General features: G+C 74.4%; 12 protein-coding genes. 8 read left to right on the forward strand and 4 right to left on the reverse strand.

The window, feature by feature from the left end; translation table 11 throughout:
* Window positions 1-109 precede the first annotated feature (109 nt).
* The 3 genes from O7542_RS05780 to O7542_RS05790 all read left to right on the forward strand — a co-directional run bounded on the left by O7542_RS05780 (window position 110) and on the right by O7542_RS05790 (window position 4606).
* Complete coding sequence (locus tag O7542_RS05780) at window positions 110-1480, forward strand: FGGY family carbohydrate kinase (RefSeq protein ID WP_281605799.1); 1371 nt, start codon at window positions 110-112, stop codon at window positions 1478-1480.
* Between the two features lie 121 nt (window positions 1481-1601).
* Complete coding sequence (locus O7542_RS05785; protein WP_233607757.1) at window positions 1602-4187, forward strand: nitrate- and nitrite sensing domain-containing protein; 2586 nt, start codon at window positions 1602-1604, stop codon at window positions 4185-4187.
* 5 nt (window positions 4188-4192) lie between these two features.
* The gene (locus tag O7542_RS05790) at window positions 4193-4606 is read left to right on the forward strand and encodes a roadblock/LC7 domain-containing protein (protein WP_196806755.1); all 414 of its coding nucleotides are present in this window, start codon (window positions 4193-4195) and stop codon (window positions 4604-4606) included.
* Window positions 4607-4657: 51 nt separating this feature from the next.
* Here O7542_RS05790 and O7542_RS05795 read toward each other — a convergent pair whose 3' ends face one another.
* A complete protein-coding gene (locus tag O7542_RS05795) occupies window positions 4658-6151 on the reverse strand; it encodes a GH1 family beta-glucosidase (protein WP_043329818.1) in 1494 nt (497 codons plus the stop codon).
* An 854-nt stretch (window positions 6152-7005) separates the two neighbouring features.
* On the opposite strand from O7542_RS05795, the gene O7542_RS05800 reads away from it, so the two are divergent.
* Window positions 7006-9903, forward strand: coding sequence for a glycoside hydrolase family 48 protein (locus O7542_RS05800; RefSeq protein WP_181373777.1), 2898 nt, complete (start codon window positions 7006-7008; stop codon window positions 9901-9903).
* A 288-nt stretch (window positions 9904-10191) separates the two neighbouring features.
* Here O7542_RS05800 and O7542_RS05805 read toward each other — a convergent pair whose 3' ends face one another.
* The gene (locus O7542_RS05805) at window positions 10192-10881 is read right to left on the reverse strand and encodes a DUF3159 domain-containing protein (protein ID WP_210873621.1); all 690 of its coding nucleotides are present in this window, start codon (window positions 10879-10881) and stop codon (window positions 10192-10194) included.
* 92 nt (window positions 10882-10973) lie between these two features.
* Here O7542_RS05805 and O7542_RS05810 point away from each other — a divergent pair, with 92 nt between their 5' ends.
* Together O7542_RS05810 and O7542_RS05815 are read left to right on the forward strand one after the other, a co-directional pair.
* Window positions 10974-11855 (forward strand): phosphatase PAP2 family protein, encoded by an 882-nt coding sequence (locus tag O7542_RS05810; RefSeq protein ID WP_043329825.1) that lies wholly within the window; start codon window positions 10974-10976, stop codon window positions 11853-11855.
* 8 nt (window positions 11856-11863) lie between these two features.
* A complete protein-coding gene (locus tag O7542_RS05815; RefSeq protein WP_281606449.1) occupies window positions 11864-12535 on the forward strand; it encodes a maleylpyruvate isomerase N-terminal domain-containing protein in 672 nt (223 codons plus the stop codon).
* A gap of 2 nt (window positions 12536-12537) precedes the next feature.
* On the opposite strand, the gene O7542_RS05820 is transcribed toward O7542_RS05815, so the two are convergent.
* Window positions 12538-13377, reverse strand: coding sequence for a DUF1028 domain-containing protein (locus O7542_RS05820; protein WP_104114654.1), 840 nt, complete (start codon window positions 13375-13377; stop codon window positions 12538-12540).
* Window positions 13378-13430: 53 nt separating this feature from the next.
* The gene (locus O7542_RS05825; RefSeq protein ID WP_104114660.1) at window positions 13431-14642 is read right to left on the reverse strand and encodes a low temperature requirement protein A; all 1212 of its coding nucleotides are present in this window, start codon (window positions 14640-14642) and stop codon (window positions 13431-13433) included.
* Window positions 14643-14786: 144 nt separating this feature from the next.
* Between O7542_RS05825 and O7542_RS05830 the strand changes: the two genes are divergently transcribed.
* Complete coding sequence (locus O7542_RS05830) at window positions 14787-15761, forward strand: LLM class F420-dependent oxidoreductase (RefSeq protein WP_104114655.1); 975 nt, start codon at window positions 14787-14789, stop codon at window positions 15759-15761.
* A 1-nt stretch (window position 15762) separates the two neighbouring features.
* A complete protein-coding gene (locus O7542_RS05835) occupies window positions 15763-16563 on the forward strand; it encodes an SDR family oxidoreductase (protein ID WP_104114656.1) in 801 nt (266 codons plus the stop codon).
* Window positions 16564-16584 lie beyond the last annotated feature (21 nt).

The raw sequence follows: 16584 nt of genomic DNA on the forward strand, positions 1-16584 counted from the left end.
GCCGCCGGGTCGGCGGGCCACCAGCAGGACAGGTGCGCGGGCATGACCGTCACTGTACGCGATCAGCCCGCCTCCGGTAAGCCGGTCGCGCCGGGTAGGTTGATCGGCGATGGACATCCTCGCTCTCGATCTGGGCACCTCCTCGGTGCGTGGGCTGGTGCTCGACGCGGACGCGGTGCCGCGTCCGGGCGCGCTGGCCCGTCGCCGGGTGCATCTGGTCACCGGGGACGACGGCACCGGGACGCTGGACGGCCCGGCCTACCTGGCGTGCCTGACGGAGTGCCTGGACGAGCTGGCCGCTGGCGGGCACCTGCGGGACGTGGACCTGGTGGCCACCTCCGCGCAGTGGCACTCGGTGCTGCCGCTGGCCGCCGACGGCACCCCGTCGGGACCGGTGCTGACCTGGCTGGACACCCGGCCGGAGGCGCTCGCCGGCGCGGTCGGCCCGGCCGACCCGGCGGACTTCCACAGGCGTACCGGCACGTGGTGGCACCGCTGCTTCTGGTCGGTGCGGCTGCCCTGGCTGCGGGAGCACGGCGCGCGGAACGCACGCTTCACCGGGCTGGCCGAGTACGTGCTCGGCGTGCTGCTCGGCGACGTGCCGATGTCCATGTCGATGGCTTCCGGCACCGGGCTGCTCGACCTGCGCCGCCTGGACTGGGACCCGGAGGCGTGCGAGCTGGCCGGCGTACGCCCGGAGCAGTTGCTGCGGCTGGCCCCGGACGGCTGGCACGGCCGGCTGAACGCGGAGCACGCGCGGCGCTGGCCGCAGCTGGCCGGGGCGCGGTGGGCGGCGCCGGTCGGCGACGGGGCGGCCGCCAACGTCGGGTCGGGTTGCGTCGACCCGACGCGCGCGGCGGTGACCGTCGGCACCTCCGCCGCGGTCCGGATGATGCAGGCCGTGCCGGCGGGCGCGGAGCCGCCGCCGCTGCCGGAGCAGCTCTGGCGGTACCGGGTGGACCACAACCACGTGGTGACCGGCGCGGCGTACTCCAGTGGCGGCAACCTGTTCGCCTGGGCCAACCGGGAGCTGCGGCTGCCCGAGGGCGCGGCGCTCGAGGCGGCGCTGCGCCGGACCACCGGCTCGGTGCGGGCCAACCCGCGGCTGGGCGGTGACCGGCCGCCGGGCACGGACCCGGCGGGCTCGGGCGAGCTGCGTGGGCTCAGCTTCGGCACCACCGCCGTGGACGTCCTCGCCGGGCTGATGGGTGGCCTGTGCCGGCTCGTCGCCGACGACCTGGTCCTGCTGGAGGGCGGCGTCGGCGAGCCGATGGAGGTGGTCCTCGGCGGCGGGGCGCTGACCGCCTCGCCGTGGTGGCGCGCGGCGTTCGCCGACGCGCTCGCCCCGCGCGAGGTGCGGTGGCAGCGCAACCCGGAGATCGGGGCGGCCGGCGCGGCGCTCGTGGCGCTGGGACGTCTGCCCGAGGCGGCGCACATCGGCGGCATCGGCCGGACGGACGAAACCGCCTCGCACGCGTGACGGTCCGTCCGAAGCGCTGACCGGCCTGCTCGTGCCGTCCGGGCGGCCGTTGACACGGACCGCCGGCCTGGTTGGATGGACTCCGCTCCCCGACGTGGTGGAGTGGAACGAGGAGGCAGGTGTGGGCGCAGGTCCCGACCCGGCTCGTGGCGCGGTCCCGCAGCCGCACCGGCGGCGCTCCGGGTTCCGGCTGCGGGACTGGCGGATGGGCACCAAGCTCGCCACCGTGCTGGTGATTCCGTCGTTGGCGTTCCTCGTCCTGGCCGGCATCCAGACGCGCGGGCTGGTCGGGCAGACCACCACGCTGAGCGCCTTCGCCGAGCAGGTGGGCATCGGCCGGCAGATCGCCGTGGCCGTCGACCGGCTCCAGCACGAGCGGGACCGTACCGCCGGGGAGCTGGCGGGGCTGCGCCGCGCCGGCACCGGCGCCGACCGGGACGCCGCGGTCGCCGCCCTGAAGCCGCTGCAGGCGGCCACCGACCGCGCGGTGGCGGACCTGCGTACCGCGGCCGCGCCGCTGGCCGACGCCGACGCGGCCTGGCGGGTGTCCTACTCGGAGGCGCTGGAGGCGTACGACCAGGTCGTCAACATCCGCGCCGCGGTGGCGCCGGCGGTGCTGTCCAGCGACACCGTCCTCAGCAACTACCACCGGTCCGTCGCGGCGCTGCTGAACCTGCTGGCCGAGCCGTCGCCCGGCGGCGGGCGGCAGGAGCTGACCGAGGCGGTGCTGCGCTACGTGCAGCTGTCCCGGGTCAAGGAGTTGTCCTCGCGGATCCGCGCGGAGCTCTACGCCGCCGCCCGCTCCGGCCGGTACGAGGCCGACGACCAGGTGACGCTCAGCGACCTGCGGGCCCAGCAGCTCACCGCGCTCGGCGCGTTCCGGGTCGCGGCGACCGCCGACCAGATCCGCCGCTACGACCAGACCTCGGTCGACCCTGCCTTCGTCGCGGCCACCCGGATGGAGGAGCGGACCCTGCCCGGCGGCGGCGACGCGAAGCCGGCGCTGCTCGACGCGGAGCAGTGGTGGTCGGCCAGTGAGCAGCGGCAGGAGTTGCTGCGCCAGATGGAGAGCGGGGTCGTCGACGACGCGGTACGCCGGGCCGACGACGCCAGCGCCCGGCAGCTGCGCGACACGCTGCTGGTGGCCGGTGGCATCGCCACAGTGCTGCTGGTGGCGGTGGCGATCTCGCTGCTGGTCGGCCGGTCGGTGGCCCGCGGCATGCGGCAGCTGCGCGGCCAGGCGCTGCGGATCGCGCAGGTGGATCTGCCGCTGACGCTGGAACGGCTGCGCACTGTGGACCGTCCGGTCGGTGCGATCGACGTGCCGCCCGCGGTGATCGACTCGCAGGACGAGATCGGCGAGCTGGCCGAGGCGTTCGTCGCGGTGCACCGCAGCGCCGTCGACGTGGCGGTCGAGCAGGCGATGATGCGGCGCAACGTCAACGCCATGTTCGTCAACCTGGCCCGGCGCAGCCAGGTGCTCGTCGAGCGTCAGCTGGAGCTGCTCGACGACCTCGAACGCGAGGAGAGCGATCCGGACCAGCTGGAGAATCTGTTCAAGCTCGACCACCTCGCCGCCCGCATGCGCCGCAACGACGAGAGCCTGCTGGTGCTCGCCGGCAGCGAGTCGACCCGGCGGTGGAACCGCCCGGTGGGTCTGGGCGCGGTGCTGCTGGCCGCGAGCGCGGAGATCGAGCAGTACCAGCGGGTACGCCACGAGAACCGGACGGACCTGCACGTCGTCGGGCACGCGGTGGGCGACCTGGTGCACCTGTTCGCGGAGCTGCTGGAGAACGCCACCTCCTTTTCCCGCCCGGAGACCACGGTGCGGGTCGTCGTCGAGCCGGACGGCCGGGGCGCGCTGGTGCGGGTCGTCGACGAAGGGCTGGGCATGAGCCCGGCGGCGCTGGCCGAGGCGAACGCGGTGCTGGCCGAGCCGCCGGCCGCCGACGTGTCGGCCTCGGAGCGGATGGGTCTGTTCGTGGTCAGCCACCTCGGCGCCCGCAACGGCGTACGGGTGCGGTTGCAGGCCGGCGGCGCGGGCCTGGTCGCCCTGGTGCGGATCCCGGTCGAGCTGCTGGCCGAGGCGCCCGCGCCGGAGGCGGGCCGGCCGGTGTCGGCGGGTCGGCCCGTACCGGGGGTGGACCGGAGCGTCCGCACGCCCACCGGTCCGGTCGCGGCGTCCGGGGCGCTCGCGGCGCCGACGGCCGAGCTGCCGGTGGCGGGATGGCGTCCGGCGCCCGGTCAGCCGGCGGCGCTGCCGCTGTCGCCGCTGACCGGCCGTCCGCTCGGGGACGGGCCGGAGGCGCCGACGTCCGGATCGCCGGCGCCCGCCGCGCCGGCCGGCGCCGTGCCGCGCCCCCGGCCGGCCCGGGCCGAGGACGTCCTGACCCCGGCTGTCGCCGGACCCGCCGGCGGTGGCTGGTTCAGCCGGCAGGGGCCGACGGCGTCGCCGCTGGGTGTGACGCCCGCCCCGGCGCCGACGCCGGTGACCGGAGGGACCAACGAGCGGGGACTTCCGGTACGGGTGCCGATGGCCCAGCTCGCCCCGGCCTCCGTGGCCGACCGCCCGGTGATGCGGCACGAGCCGGACCCGGAGGCGGTCGGCGGCATGCTGTCGCGCCTCTACAGCGGGGTGCGGCGCGCCGAGGCCGAGGAGACCACCGAGATGTACCTGCCGCGCGACGAAGGAGGACGACGACAGTGACGACGTTGAGCCAGGAGGCACGCGACCTGAGCTGGCTGGTGAACGCGTTCGCGGAGCGCGTTCCCGGGGTGGCGCACGCGGTGGTGGTGTCCTCCGACGGGCTCCTGGTGGCGATCTCGGCGCATCTGCCCCGGGACCACGCGGACAAGCTCGCCGCGGTGACCTCCGGCCTGATGAGCATCACCGCGGGCGCGGCCCAGATGTTCGACGGCGACGTCGTCAAGCAGACAGTGGTCGAGATGGGGCGCGGCTATTTCCTGGTGATGCAGATCCGGGACGGCTCGATCCTGGCCACGCTGGCCGGGGCGGACGCCGACATCGGCGTGGTCGGCTACGAGATGGCGCGGCTGGCCAAGCAGGCCGGCGAGATGCTCACCCCGGCGCTGCGCGCCGAGCTGCAGCAGGCGCTGCCGCGCTGATCCGCCGATGCGGGGGCCCGGCCGGCGCGCAGCCGGCCGGGCCGCCACCGCCTACAGCCCGTTGCGGCGGATCACGTCGCGGTACCAGTGGGCGCTGCGCTTGAGCACCCGCCGCTGGCTCGCGTAGTCCACGTAGACCAGGCCCCAGCGCTGCTCGTACCCCTCGGCCCACTCGAAGTTGTCCAGCAGCGACCAGACGTGGTAGCTCTCCAGCGGTACCCCGTCGCCGATGGCCCGGTGGGCGGCGGCGAAGTGGTCGCGCAGGAAGCTGACCCGCCCGGCGTCGTCGACGTTGCCGTCCGCGCCGGGCACGTCGGGGCAGGGCAGGCCGTTCTCGGTGATGGTGATCGGCACCCGGCCGTAGTCCCGGGTGACCCGGGTGAGGATGTCGTACATGCCCTCGGGGTAGATCTGCTGCCACTCCGCCTCGGAGGTGGGCCACTTGCGGACCGTGCTGCCGTCGCCGGTGACGTAGATCGGCGTGTAGTACTGCACGGCGAGCAGGTCGACCGGGCTGGAGATGATCTTCAGGTCGCCGTCGCGGACGCCGCGGACCATCCGGCTGTCCGGGCCGCGGTCGTCCAGCACGTCCTGCGGGTACGCGCCCTTGAAGATCGAGTCGAGGTAGAGGCGGTTCTCGTAGCCGTCGTGGAGCTTGGTCGCGGCGGCCGCCTCGGCGCTGTCGTCGGCGGGGTAGCAGGGGTGCAGGTTGAGGGCGGGGCCGATCCGGCCGGTGAGGCCGGAGGCGCGCAGCGCCCGCACGGCGAGGCCGTGGGCGAGCTGGAGGTGGTGGGCGACCAGGTACGCCGCGTCCTCGTCCCGGAAGCCCGGGGCGTGGTGGCCGAAGATGTAGCCGTTCTGCACCACGGTCTTCGGCTCGTTGACGGTCAGCCAGACCGGCACCTGGTCGCCGAGGGCGTGGAACACCGCGTCGGCGTACTCGGCGAAGCGCTCGGCGGTGTCCCGGTTCTCCCAGCCGCCGGCGTCCTGGAGGGCCTGGGGTAGATCCCAGTGGAACAGCGTGGCCATCGGCGCGATGTCACGCTCGTGCAGCCCGTCCACCAGGCGGCGGTAGAAGTCGAGGCCGCGCTGGTTGGGGCGGCCGGAGCCGTCGGCCTGGATGCGGGGCCAGGAGATGGAGAACCGGTAGCTGCGCAGTCCCAGGTCGCGCATCAGGTCGAGGTCCTGCGCGTACCTGTGGTAGTGGTCGGCGGCGACGTCGCCGGTGTCGCCGTTGCGGATGCGCCCCGGCGTGTGGCTGAAGGTGTCCCAGACGGACTCACCCCGCCCGTCCTCCTTGGCGGCCCCCTCGATCTGGTACGCCGAGGTCGCCGCGCCCCAGCCGAAGCCGTCCGGGAAGCGCAGTCCGCGGTCCTGCTCCGGGTCGGTGGCGCGCTCGGGCGGGCTGTCGCAGCCGCCGAGCGCGACTGTCGACGCGGCGGTCGCCGTCGCGGTGGCGCCGGCGAGCCCGGTCCGGGCCGCGCCGGCCGCGGTCGCGGACAGGGCGGCGCGGCGGAGCAGGCGCCGTCGGGTGAGTAACGACATGAGGTTTCTCCTCGGAGTGACGGGCCGCCCTGGGCCGGGAGCGCTCCCATCATAGCCAGGGAGCGGCCGGCCCTGATCCGGCGGTCGCGGCGAGGTGCGGCGCGGCCGGCGGGCGGCCGGAAAGTGGGTGGGCGGGGGCGTCGCTCGGGAACGCCGCTCGAGGCGGCGTGAGCGGCGAGGGGTGGGGTGGATAGCGAGAAAGGCCGTCCGGGTGGCGTGTCACGCCTGTCCCGTCGGCCTCTTTTGCCGTCGACAACGGGGGTTTAGTGTGGGGACGGGGGAGGGCAACCCCCGTCCCCACCGATGGTGCACACACGCACGAAGTGGAATTGGCGTCCGTCGTGCGCGTCGCGCGGGAGCCGGGCCACGCGAGTGGCTCTGGTTCCACCTCCCTCCGTTTGGCGGGTGGCGGCCGGTGGCGGCGTCCGGGCTGGTCCGCCGCCGGCCTCTGGGCCGACGCGCCGGGCACGGGCGTACCCGGCGATCCAGTACTTGTATCACCGTCGATGGAAGCGCTCCCATCGGCGATGCTGCGACTGTAACGCCCGTCACGGGTTTGGAAAAGCCCCTAAACGAGATCGAAACATGGAAGCGCGTATCTGCGCTGGCCGTTGTGGTGGGAGCGCTTCCATGTCACACTCTCGTCACGCCACGCGGAGCCAGTGACGCGAGCGCGGGCCGCCGAGGGCACCCGGTGACAACCGGTGCGGCGCCCCGATCCCCGGCACGGCCGGGACGACCACCTTTCCGGACGCCTCCGTCCCCCCGCGTACGCCCCGTCGACGCGTGGAGGCGCCCCGCCGGGGCCCCGAGGTCCCGGCCCGGTCCGAGGAGACACCGCCCACATGAGACTTCTGGCCAGACGTCGCCGTACGGCGATGCTCGCCGCCGCCGCCCTCGTCATAGGCGGGGTGGCCCTGCCCGCGGGCGCCGCCCAGGCCGCGCCCGCCTGCGACGTGACGTATGCGTCGAGCGACTGGAACAACGGCTTCACCGCCAACGTGACCATCAAGAACCTGGGCGACGCGCTCAACAACTGGTCGCTGAAGTTCACCTTCCCGAACAGCAGCCAGCGCGTGGTCCAGGGCTGGTCGGCCCGGTGGAGCCAGTCCGGCAGCGAGGTGACCGCCACGAACGAGTCGTGGAACGGCAGCCTGCCCACCGGCGCGTCCACCAGCATCGGCTTCAACGGCAGCTTCAGCGGCAGCAACCCGAAGCCCACCGCGTTCACCCTCAACGGGGTGGCGTGCAACGGCGCGCAGACCAACCAGCCGCCGACGGTCTCGCTGAGCGTGCCGTCCGGCCCGTTCGAGGCGCCGGCGGACGTCCCGCTGACCGCGACCGCCAGCGACCCCGACGGCACCATCAGCAAGGTCGAGTTCTACCGCAACGGCCTGCTGGTCAACACCGACACCACCGCGCCGTACGGCTACGACCTGCTCGACCTGCCGGCCGGCAGCTACACGGTGCAGGCCAAGGCGTACGACAACGCCGGCGCCTCGGCGGTCTCGGAGAAGTCGTTCACAGTGACCGCGGCCACCGGGCCGAAGCTGGTCGCCACTCCGTCCGCGGTCACCGTCAGCGAGGGCGGCAGCGCCACGGTCCGGTACACGCTCAGCGCGGCGCCCAGCGCCAACGTGCCGGTGACCCTCGCCGTCACCGGTGACAGCGACATCACCGTGTCGCCGACCACGCTGACGCTCACCCCGAGCAACTGGAGCACCGGCGTCACCGCCACGGTCTCCGCCGCGGAGGACGCCGACACGGTCGGCGGCACCGCCACGATCACCGCGTCGGCCACCGGCTACGCGCCGGTCTCCGTCGTGGCCACCGAGGCGGACAACGACAGCCCCGGCGGCGACAACGCCTACATCAAGAAGTTCCTCGACCAGTACGGCAAGATCAAGAACTCGGGGTACTTCAGCCCCGAGGGCGTGCCGTACCACTCGATCGAGACGCTGATCGTCGAGGCGCCCGACCACGGCCACGAGACCACCTCGGAGGCGTTCAGCTTCTGGCTCTGGCTGGAGGCGCAGTACGGCCGGGTCACCCAGAACTGGGCCCCGTTCAACAACGCCTGGACGGTGATGGAAAAGTACATCATCCCGTCGCACGCCGACCAGGCCACGGCCGGCTCGCCCGGCACCCCGCAGTACGCCGCCGAGCACAACCTGCCCAGCCAGTACCCGTCGACGCTGGACGCCAACGTCCCGGTCGGCCAGGACCCGCTGCGCTCGGAGCTGCAGTCCACCTACGGCACCGGTGACATCTACGGCATGCACTGGCTGCTCGACGTGGACAACACGTACGGCTACGGCCGCTGCGGCGACGGCACCACCCGGCCCGCGTACATCAACACCTTCCAGCGGGGCACCCAGGAGTCGGTGTGGGAGACCGTGCCGCAGCCGTCCTGCGACACGTTCAAGCACGGCGGCCCGAACGGCTACCTGGACCTGTTCGTCAAGGAGTCCAACGCCCCGGCCAAGCAGTGGAAGTACACGAACGCCCCGGACGCCGACGCGCGTGCCGTCCAGGCCGCCTACTGGGCGCTGACCTGGGCCAAGGCGCAGGGCAAGGCGGGCGACGTGGCGGCCACCGTGGCCAAGGCCGCCAAGATGGGCGACTACCTGCGCTACGCGCTGTTCGACAAGTACTTCAAGAAGATCGGCAACTGCGTCGGCGCGAGCACCTGCCCGGCCGCCAGCGGCCGTGACTCGGCGCACTACCTGCTCTCCTGGTACTACGCCTGGGGCGGCGCGTACGACGCCTCGCAGAACTGGTCGTGGCGGATCGGGTCCAGCCACAGCCACTTCGGCTACCAGAACCCGTTCGCGGCCTGGGTGATGACCAACGTCGCGGAGCTGAAGCCGAAGTCGCCGACCGCGGCCTCCGACTGGCAGAAGAGCCTCGACCGGCAGCTGGAGTTCTACACCTGGCTCCAGTCGGCCGAGGGCGGCATCGCCGGTGGCGCCACCAACAGCTGGGACGGCAGCTACGCCCAGCCGCCGGCCGGCACCGCCACCTTCTACGGCATGTTCTACGACGTCGACCCGGTCTACAACGACCCGCCGTCGAACCAGTGGTTCGGCATGCAGGCCTGGTCGATGCAGCGCATCGCCGAGCTGTACCTGGAGACCGGCAACGCGAAGGCCAAGGCGCTGCTGGACAAGTGGGTGCCGTGGGCGATCGCCAACACCACGCTGGGCACCGACTGGTCGATCCCGTCGGACATGAAGTGGACCGGCCAGCCGGCCAACTGGAACCCCAGCAGCCCGCAGCCGAACACCAACCTGCACGTCGAGGTGACGGTCAAGGGCCAGGACGTCGGCGTCGCCGGCGCCTACGCCCGCACGCTCATCGCGTACGCGGCGAAGTCCGGCAACACCGCGGCGAAGGACACCGCCAAGGGCCTGCTGGACGCGCTCTCGGCGGCCGCCGACAGCAAGGGCGTCTCGACGCCCGAGAAGCGCGGCGACTACAAGCGCTTCGACGACGTCTACAACGCCGCCGACGGCCAGGGCCTCTACATCCCCAACGGCTGGACCGGGAAGATGCCCAACGGTGACGTGATCGCCCCGGGCAAGAGCTTCCTGGACATCCGCTCGTTCTACAAGAACGACCCGGACTGGCCGAAGGTGCAGGCGTACCTGGACGGCGGTCCCGAGCCGGTCTTCAACTACCACCGGTTCTGGGCGCAGGCGGACATCGCCATGGCGTACGCCGACTACGGCACCTACTTCCCGCAGGGGTGAGGTGACCCCTCCTTCGTGGGCGGGCTCGCGCCCGCCCACGAAGGAGGCCGACCCGGCCGATGGGGGAACGGAGCGGCCGGGTCGGCGGACGGCCTGACGCCCACGGTCAGGCCGGGTGGGCCGGCCGTCCGGCCGACGCAGCGGACCGGCCGGCCCACCACTCCGCCCGGTGACGACCCATGGCGCGAAAAGGCACGCAAAATTCAGCGGTCCACGGGATCACATCCGGGCCGTGGACGGAGTAACGTATTTGACGGAGAGGCCGCTCCCCCCGTGGCGGCCTCTCCATTACTCTTCCCGGACCGGCTCACCGCCGGGCACCGGCGCCGTCACCGGGTGCCGCAGTCCCGGATGCCCGGCCGGCAGCGACCGCCGGATCACCACCCAGCTCGACGCCAGCGCCGCCGCGATCAGCGGCCAGGTGAGCGCCGCCCGCGCCACGGTGAGCGCGACCACCTGCCCGTCCAGCCACAGCGGGATGAACACCGCCAACCGCAGCACGTAGGTGCCCGCCCACACCCAGCTGCCCCGGCCGTACGCCCGCAGCAGCGCCGGATCACGCCGCCACCGGGTCCGCTGGCCCAGCGCCGTGCCGACCACCACGCCGAGCAGCGGCCAGCGCACCACGATGCTCACCGCCCAGGCCAGCGCGCTCGCCGCGTTGGCGGCGATCTGCAGCAGGAAGAAGTCCTCGGCCCGGCCGGTCCGCAACGCGACGAGCGCGGCCACGCAGACCGCGAGCAGCCCGATCAGCACCGAGCGGGGGCGGTCCCCGCGCCGCCACCGCCAGCCGGCCACCGCCGTGCCGGTCAGCAGCGCGGCGAGCACACCGCCGCGCAGCCCGCCGAGCACCCAGCCGAGCCCGAACGCGAGCGGCGGCAGCGTGGCGTCGACCGCCCCGCGCCGGCCGCCGAGCAGGTCGGCCAGCGACTCCGGCCGTGGCTCGGCCTGCGGTTCCCGCTGCGGCGTGCCGGTCACGCCCCACCTCCTCGGATCGCCCGCCTCACCGTACGCCGAAGCCGATGGCGCTCCGCCGCGCGCGTCGGCGGCCCTACCGTTAAGTTGTCCGGGTGCGGGAGACGGCAAGGGGTTGGACGGCGGTCTGGTTGGTCGTACTGGCCCTGCTGCAGACGGCTGCGTTCGTGCTGGTGTGGCGCTTCGCCGTGCACACCGAACTGGGCCAGTGGCTGGACACGGTGGCGCTGACCGGCAACCAGATCGGCCAGGACCGCATCGACGGTCCGGTCGACACGCTCCTCAACGCCATGTCCGTGGTGTCGCTGCTGGCCGCGACCGCGGTGATCGGCTTCATCGCGCTGATCCGGGGCCGCAAGGCGCTGGCCGTCACCGCGACGCTGCTGATCGCCGGCGCGAACGTGACCACGCAACTGCTCAAGCACTTCCTGGTCCGGCCCGACTTCGGCATCGACCCGGAGCGGGCCGCCGCCGGCAACAGCCTGCCCAGCGGCCACACCTCGGTGGCCGCCTCGGTGGCGGTCGCGCTGATCCTGGTGCTGCCGCGCAAGCTGCGGGCGGCCGGGGCGTTCCTCGGCGCCGGGTACGCCGCCGCCGCGGGCGTCGCCACGCTCTCCGCCGGCTGGCACCGGCCCAGCGACGCGGTCGCCGCGTACCTGGTGGTCGGCGCGTGGGCCGCGGTCGCCGGGCTGGTGCTGCTGGTCTTCCAGCGGGAGCAGGCGGTGGTCGAGCCCGGCGACGCGCACCGGGTGACCGCCGCCGTGCTCGGCGGCGCCGGCGCGGTGGCGCTGCTGGCCTCCGCGCTCGCGTTGTCCTGGCTGGTTGACCGCTCCACGATCCCCGTCGAGGCGCTCAGCCGCCGCCAGCTCTTCGTCGGGTACGCGGGCAGCGCGGCCGGCATCGCCGGCACGATCGCCGTGGTGGCCGCGCTGGTGCTGGTCGTGGTGCACCGGCTGGTGCCCCGGTGGAAGGGCTGATCCGGCGGATGGAGACGGTACGGGCGGCGTTCCGGGCCGAGTGCGACCGCCTGGAGCGGGTGCTGCGCGACCTGGACGACGCGGCGCTGGACTGGCCCACGCCGTGCCCGCCGTGGCGGGTGCGCGACCTGATCGCGCACGTGAGCACCGGGGCCGGACGCCTGGCGGGCATGCTCGCCGAGCCCGCGCCGCCCCGGGCCGAGGTGGACGCGGCCGCCTACTTCGGTGCGGCCAAGTTCAGCCCGCCGGTGGACCGGGACCGTGTCGAGGGCGCGCAGCGTGCGGCCCGGGAGCACCCGGGCGCCGCCGAGGTGGCGGCGGAGTTCGGCCGGGCCTGGCGCGCCACCGACGAGGCGGTCGCCGCGGAACCGCCCGCACGGGTGGTGCGTACCCGCCACGGTGACGCGATGGCGTTGCCGGAGTTCCTGCGTACCCGGGTGGTGGAGGTCGCGGTGCACGGCCTGGACCTGGCCGACGCGCTGGACCGGACGCCGTGGCTGACCCCGGCCGCCGCGGACGTGGTGATCGGCGTGCTCACCGGCGGCGTGCCGGTGCCGCCCGGACTGGGCTGGGACGCGCTCACCGTGCTGCGCAAGGCCACCGGGCGGCTGCCGGTCACCGGCGACGAGCGCGCGGAGCTGACCCGCGCCGGCATCGGCCGGCTGGCCTTCGGCGGCTGACCTCAGCGCCCGGCGCAGCGCCGCAGGTGCTCCAGCACGATCGGGTCGATCCGGCCGGGCACGAAGCGTTCCTCCAGGTTCTCCAGACCCGTCCAGGCGGCCAGCGCCTCGTCCAGTCCGGCCGGGCCGACCGGGTGCCCGGTGGCGGCGAGCAGTTCGGCCACCTCGGCGGCGAGCGGACCGGTGAGGTCGCGCAGCGTGGCCGGATCGGGGCGGCCGAACAGCATGTGGTGGATGCCGAGCAGGCGGCGCAGCTCGGAGACCGGGTCCACATGATCGTCCACCCGCAGGTCCACCAGCTCGTCGCCGGTCCCGGCGTAGCCGCCGTGGCGCTGCACCACGAGCATCGCCGCGCTCTGCCGCCCGCGCCGGTCGCCGCCGGCCGCGTCGCCGGCGGTGAGCGCGGCCAGCAGCCGCTGCGGGAACGGCAGCTCCGCACGGGCCAGCCAGGCGTCGCGCAGCGCGTCGATCACCTGCGGGCCGGTCAGGATGTTGCCCTGCGCGGCCCAGCCGTCGCCGGCCTGCCCACCGGCCCACGGGTGGCAGCGCGGCCCGGTCCAGGTGGCCCCGTCGCCGGTCGCGCCGACCACGGCGAGCTGCCGGTCGTCGCGTCCCGGATCGGCGGCCACCAGCCCGGCCACCGCGTCGACGGCGCTGACGCCGGTACGCAGCAGCGCGAGCGCCTGCGCCCGGTAGGCGAGGTTGGCGTGCGCCTGGGTGGCGACCGCCCCGACCAGCGCCTCGGCGGCCGGCACCAGCGCCCCGGCGGCGAGGAACCGGCTGGCCACTGCCACTCCGAACAGGCGCCCGTCGGCGGAGCGGGCGACGAGCGAGAAGGTCACGCGCGGATCGTAGCCCGGAGGGCGGGCGCGGCGTCCCGCTCCGGCGGCACCGCTCAGAACGGCGGCGCCGCGTCCTCCGGCGGGCGGCCCCAGGCACGCCGGGCGTCGGCCACCGCCACGCCCGTCAGGACCGCCGCGGCGAAGCCCGCCGCGACGAGCGGCGCGAGGCGCACCAGCAGCGGTACGGGCAGCAGCAGCGCGGCGATCCCCACCAGCCGGGACGGGGAGACCCGGCCGAACACCTCGTACTCGAAGCGGGCCCGGCCGGCCAGGAACACGGCCGGCCCGCCGAGGATCACGGCCAGCCAGGGCAGCTCGTTGTGCCCGATCGGGTGCTCGATCACCAGCTCGTAGCCGATCGCGGTGGCGACCACGCCGATCACCATGACCAGGTGGGTGTCGGCGGCGGACCGGCCGACGGTGGCCGGGTGCGCCGCCCGGGTCACCGCCTCGCCCAGGATCTGCCCGGCCCGCTGCACGTAGATCCGCCACAGCAGCACCGAGGTGGCCAGCGCGACGGCGAACGCGGTGACCATGCCGGGGCTGGTGGGGGAGCGGGTGAACGACAGGCCGGCGAGCAGGATCGTCTCGCCGAGCGCGACCAGGAAGATCTGCTGGTAGCGCTCGGCCAGGTGCTCGCCGTGGATGTCCCAGCGGGAGACCGTGGACCGGCCCAGGCCCGGCACCGGCCAGCCGAACCGGGCGGCGAGGTACTCCAGCACCAGCGCCGCGGTCCAGAGCGCCACCCGGGCGTTCACCGGCAGCAGCGCGCCGGCCAGCCAGAGCACACCGGTGGCGCAGAACGTGATCAGCATGCGCCGCTTGAGCCGGCGGTACTGCTGGTTCTGCAGCACCAGCACGAGGATCGCCGGCCGGCTCACCTGGGCCACCACGTACGCGGTGGCGAACATCAGGCCGCTGTGGCCGAACGCGCGGGGGATCGCCACCCCCATCACCATCGCCGAGATCAGCGCGGTGATCACGATGATCTGCAACCACAGGTGGTGCGGGTCGTAGCGGCTGGTCGTCCACGCCGTGCCCTGCCACACGGCCCAGAGCGCGACCAGCAGCAGCAGCGTCTTGCCGCCGCCGGTCACCGCCGACCAGCCCGTCTGCCCGCCCTCCAGCACCAGGTCCTCGAAGGCGCGCGCCGAGATCCGGGTCAGCGCGAACACGTACACCAGGTCGAAGAAGAGCTCCAGGAACGTGGCCCGGTCGGGCCCGCCGCCGGAGCTGCGCAGCGCGGCCGGCTCGGCGGTCCTCACCGCGCTGCCCCGTCCCCGGTCCACCTCATCCGGCAGTCGTAACACTCTTTCCCGGCGTCTCTGCACCGATCGCCCATATCGGTCTGGATCTTGCTCGCGGCGGTGCCGGACGGGCACCATCGACGGGTGACGAACCGATGGGGCATGACAGTGCCGCTGGGCGGTATCCCGCTCGCCGACCACGCCGCCGTCTACGCGGCCCTGGACGACGCCGGCTTCACCGACGTGTGGTCCTCGGAGGTGGCCGGCGCCGACGCGTTCACCCCGCTGGCCCTGGCCGCCGCCTGGTCGCCGCGACTGCGCCTCGGCACCGCGATCACACCGGTGTTCACCCGCGGTCCGGGACTGCTGGCGATGAGCGCCGCCGCGCTGGCCGAGGCGGCGCCGGGCCGCTTCGCGCTCGGCGTCGGCGCCTCCTCGCCGGTGCTGGTGCGGGACTGGAACGCGATCGAATTCGACGAGCCGTTCAAACGGACCCGGGACGTGCTGCGGTTTCTGCGGGCCGCGCTGCGCGGCGAGACCGTCGACGGCGCGTTCGACACGTTCGCCGTACGGCGCTTCACGCTGGAGCGTCCCCCGAGCGTGCCGCCGCCGGTCGTGCTGGCCGCGCTGCGCCCCGGCATGCTGCGCCTGGCCGCCGCCGAGGCCGACGGGGTGATCCTCAACTGGCTGGCCGCCGAGGACGTGCCGACCGCCCTGGCCGAGGTGGGCGAGCGCCGCCCCGGATTCGAGGTGGCCGCCCGCATCTTCGTCTGCCCCACCGAGGACGCCGCGTACGCCCGCGCGCTGGGCCGCCGCATGATCACCGGCTACCTCACCGTCCCCGCGTACGCCGCCTTCCACAGATGGCTGGGCCGCGAGGACACGCTCGGTCCGATGTGGGCGGCATGGGCCGCGGGGGACCGGCGGGGCGCCTCCGCCGCCGTACCGGACGAGGTGGTCGACGCGCTGGTGCTGCACGGCTCGCCCGAGCAGTGCGCGGCCGCCGTCCGCCGCTACGCCGACAACGGCGTCGACGTGCCGGTGCTGGCGGTGCTCCCCACGCCCGAGATCACCGAGGGCGGCGCGGCGGCCTGGATGGATCTGCTGCCCCGGCTCGGCCCCGGGAAGGTGGCCTGAGATGAACCTGACCGACCGGGTGGTCGTGATCACCGGCGGGGCCGGCGGGATCGGCGCGGCACTGGGCCGACGGTTCGCCGCCGAGGGCGCCGCCGCCGTCGTGCTGGCCGACCTGGCCGCCGACGCGGCCCGCGCCACGGCCGAGGCGATCGGCCCGGTCGCCACCGGCGTCGGCCTCGACGTCACCGACGAGGCGGCGGTACGCGCGCTCGTCGAGGAGACCGAGCGCCGCCACGGACGGATCGACCTGTTCTGCGCCAACGCCGGAGTGGCCACCGGCGGCGGCATCGACGCGCCGGACGCCGACTGGGACCGCGCCTGGCGGGTCAACGTGTTGGGGCACCTGCACAGCGCCCGCGCGGTGCTGCCCGGCATGCTCAGCCGGGGCCAGGGCCACCTGCTGCTCACCTGCTCGGCGGCCGGTGTGCTCACCGCGGTCGGCGACGCGCCGTACACCGCCACCAAGCACGCCGCCGTGGGTCTCGCCGAATGGCTGGCGATCACCTACCGGGACGCCGGCATCCGGGTCAGCGCGCTGTGCCCGCAGGGCGTGGACACCCCGATGCTCGCCGACGGCCTCACCGAGGGGCACCTGGGCGCCCGGGTGATCGCCGCGTCCGGGACGATCCTCAGTCCGGATCAGGTCGCCGACGCGGTGATCGCCGGGCTGGCCGAGGAACGGTTCCTGATCCTGCCGCACCCCGAGGTCGCCGACTACGCCCGCCGTCGCGCCGAGGACCCGGACGGCTGGCAGGCCGGGCTGCGCAAGCTCGTCCGCAAGCTGCGCGCCGCCGACCGCTGAGCCCTCACGAGGCGGGCGGTC

The organism is Micromonospora sp. WMMC264, from assembly GCF_027497275.1.
Lineage (GTDB): Bacteria > Actinomycetota > Actinomycetes > Mycobacteriales > Micromonosporaceae > Micromonospora > Micromonospora chalcea.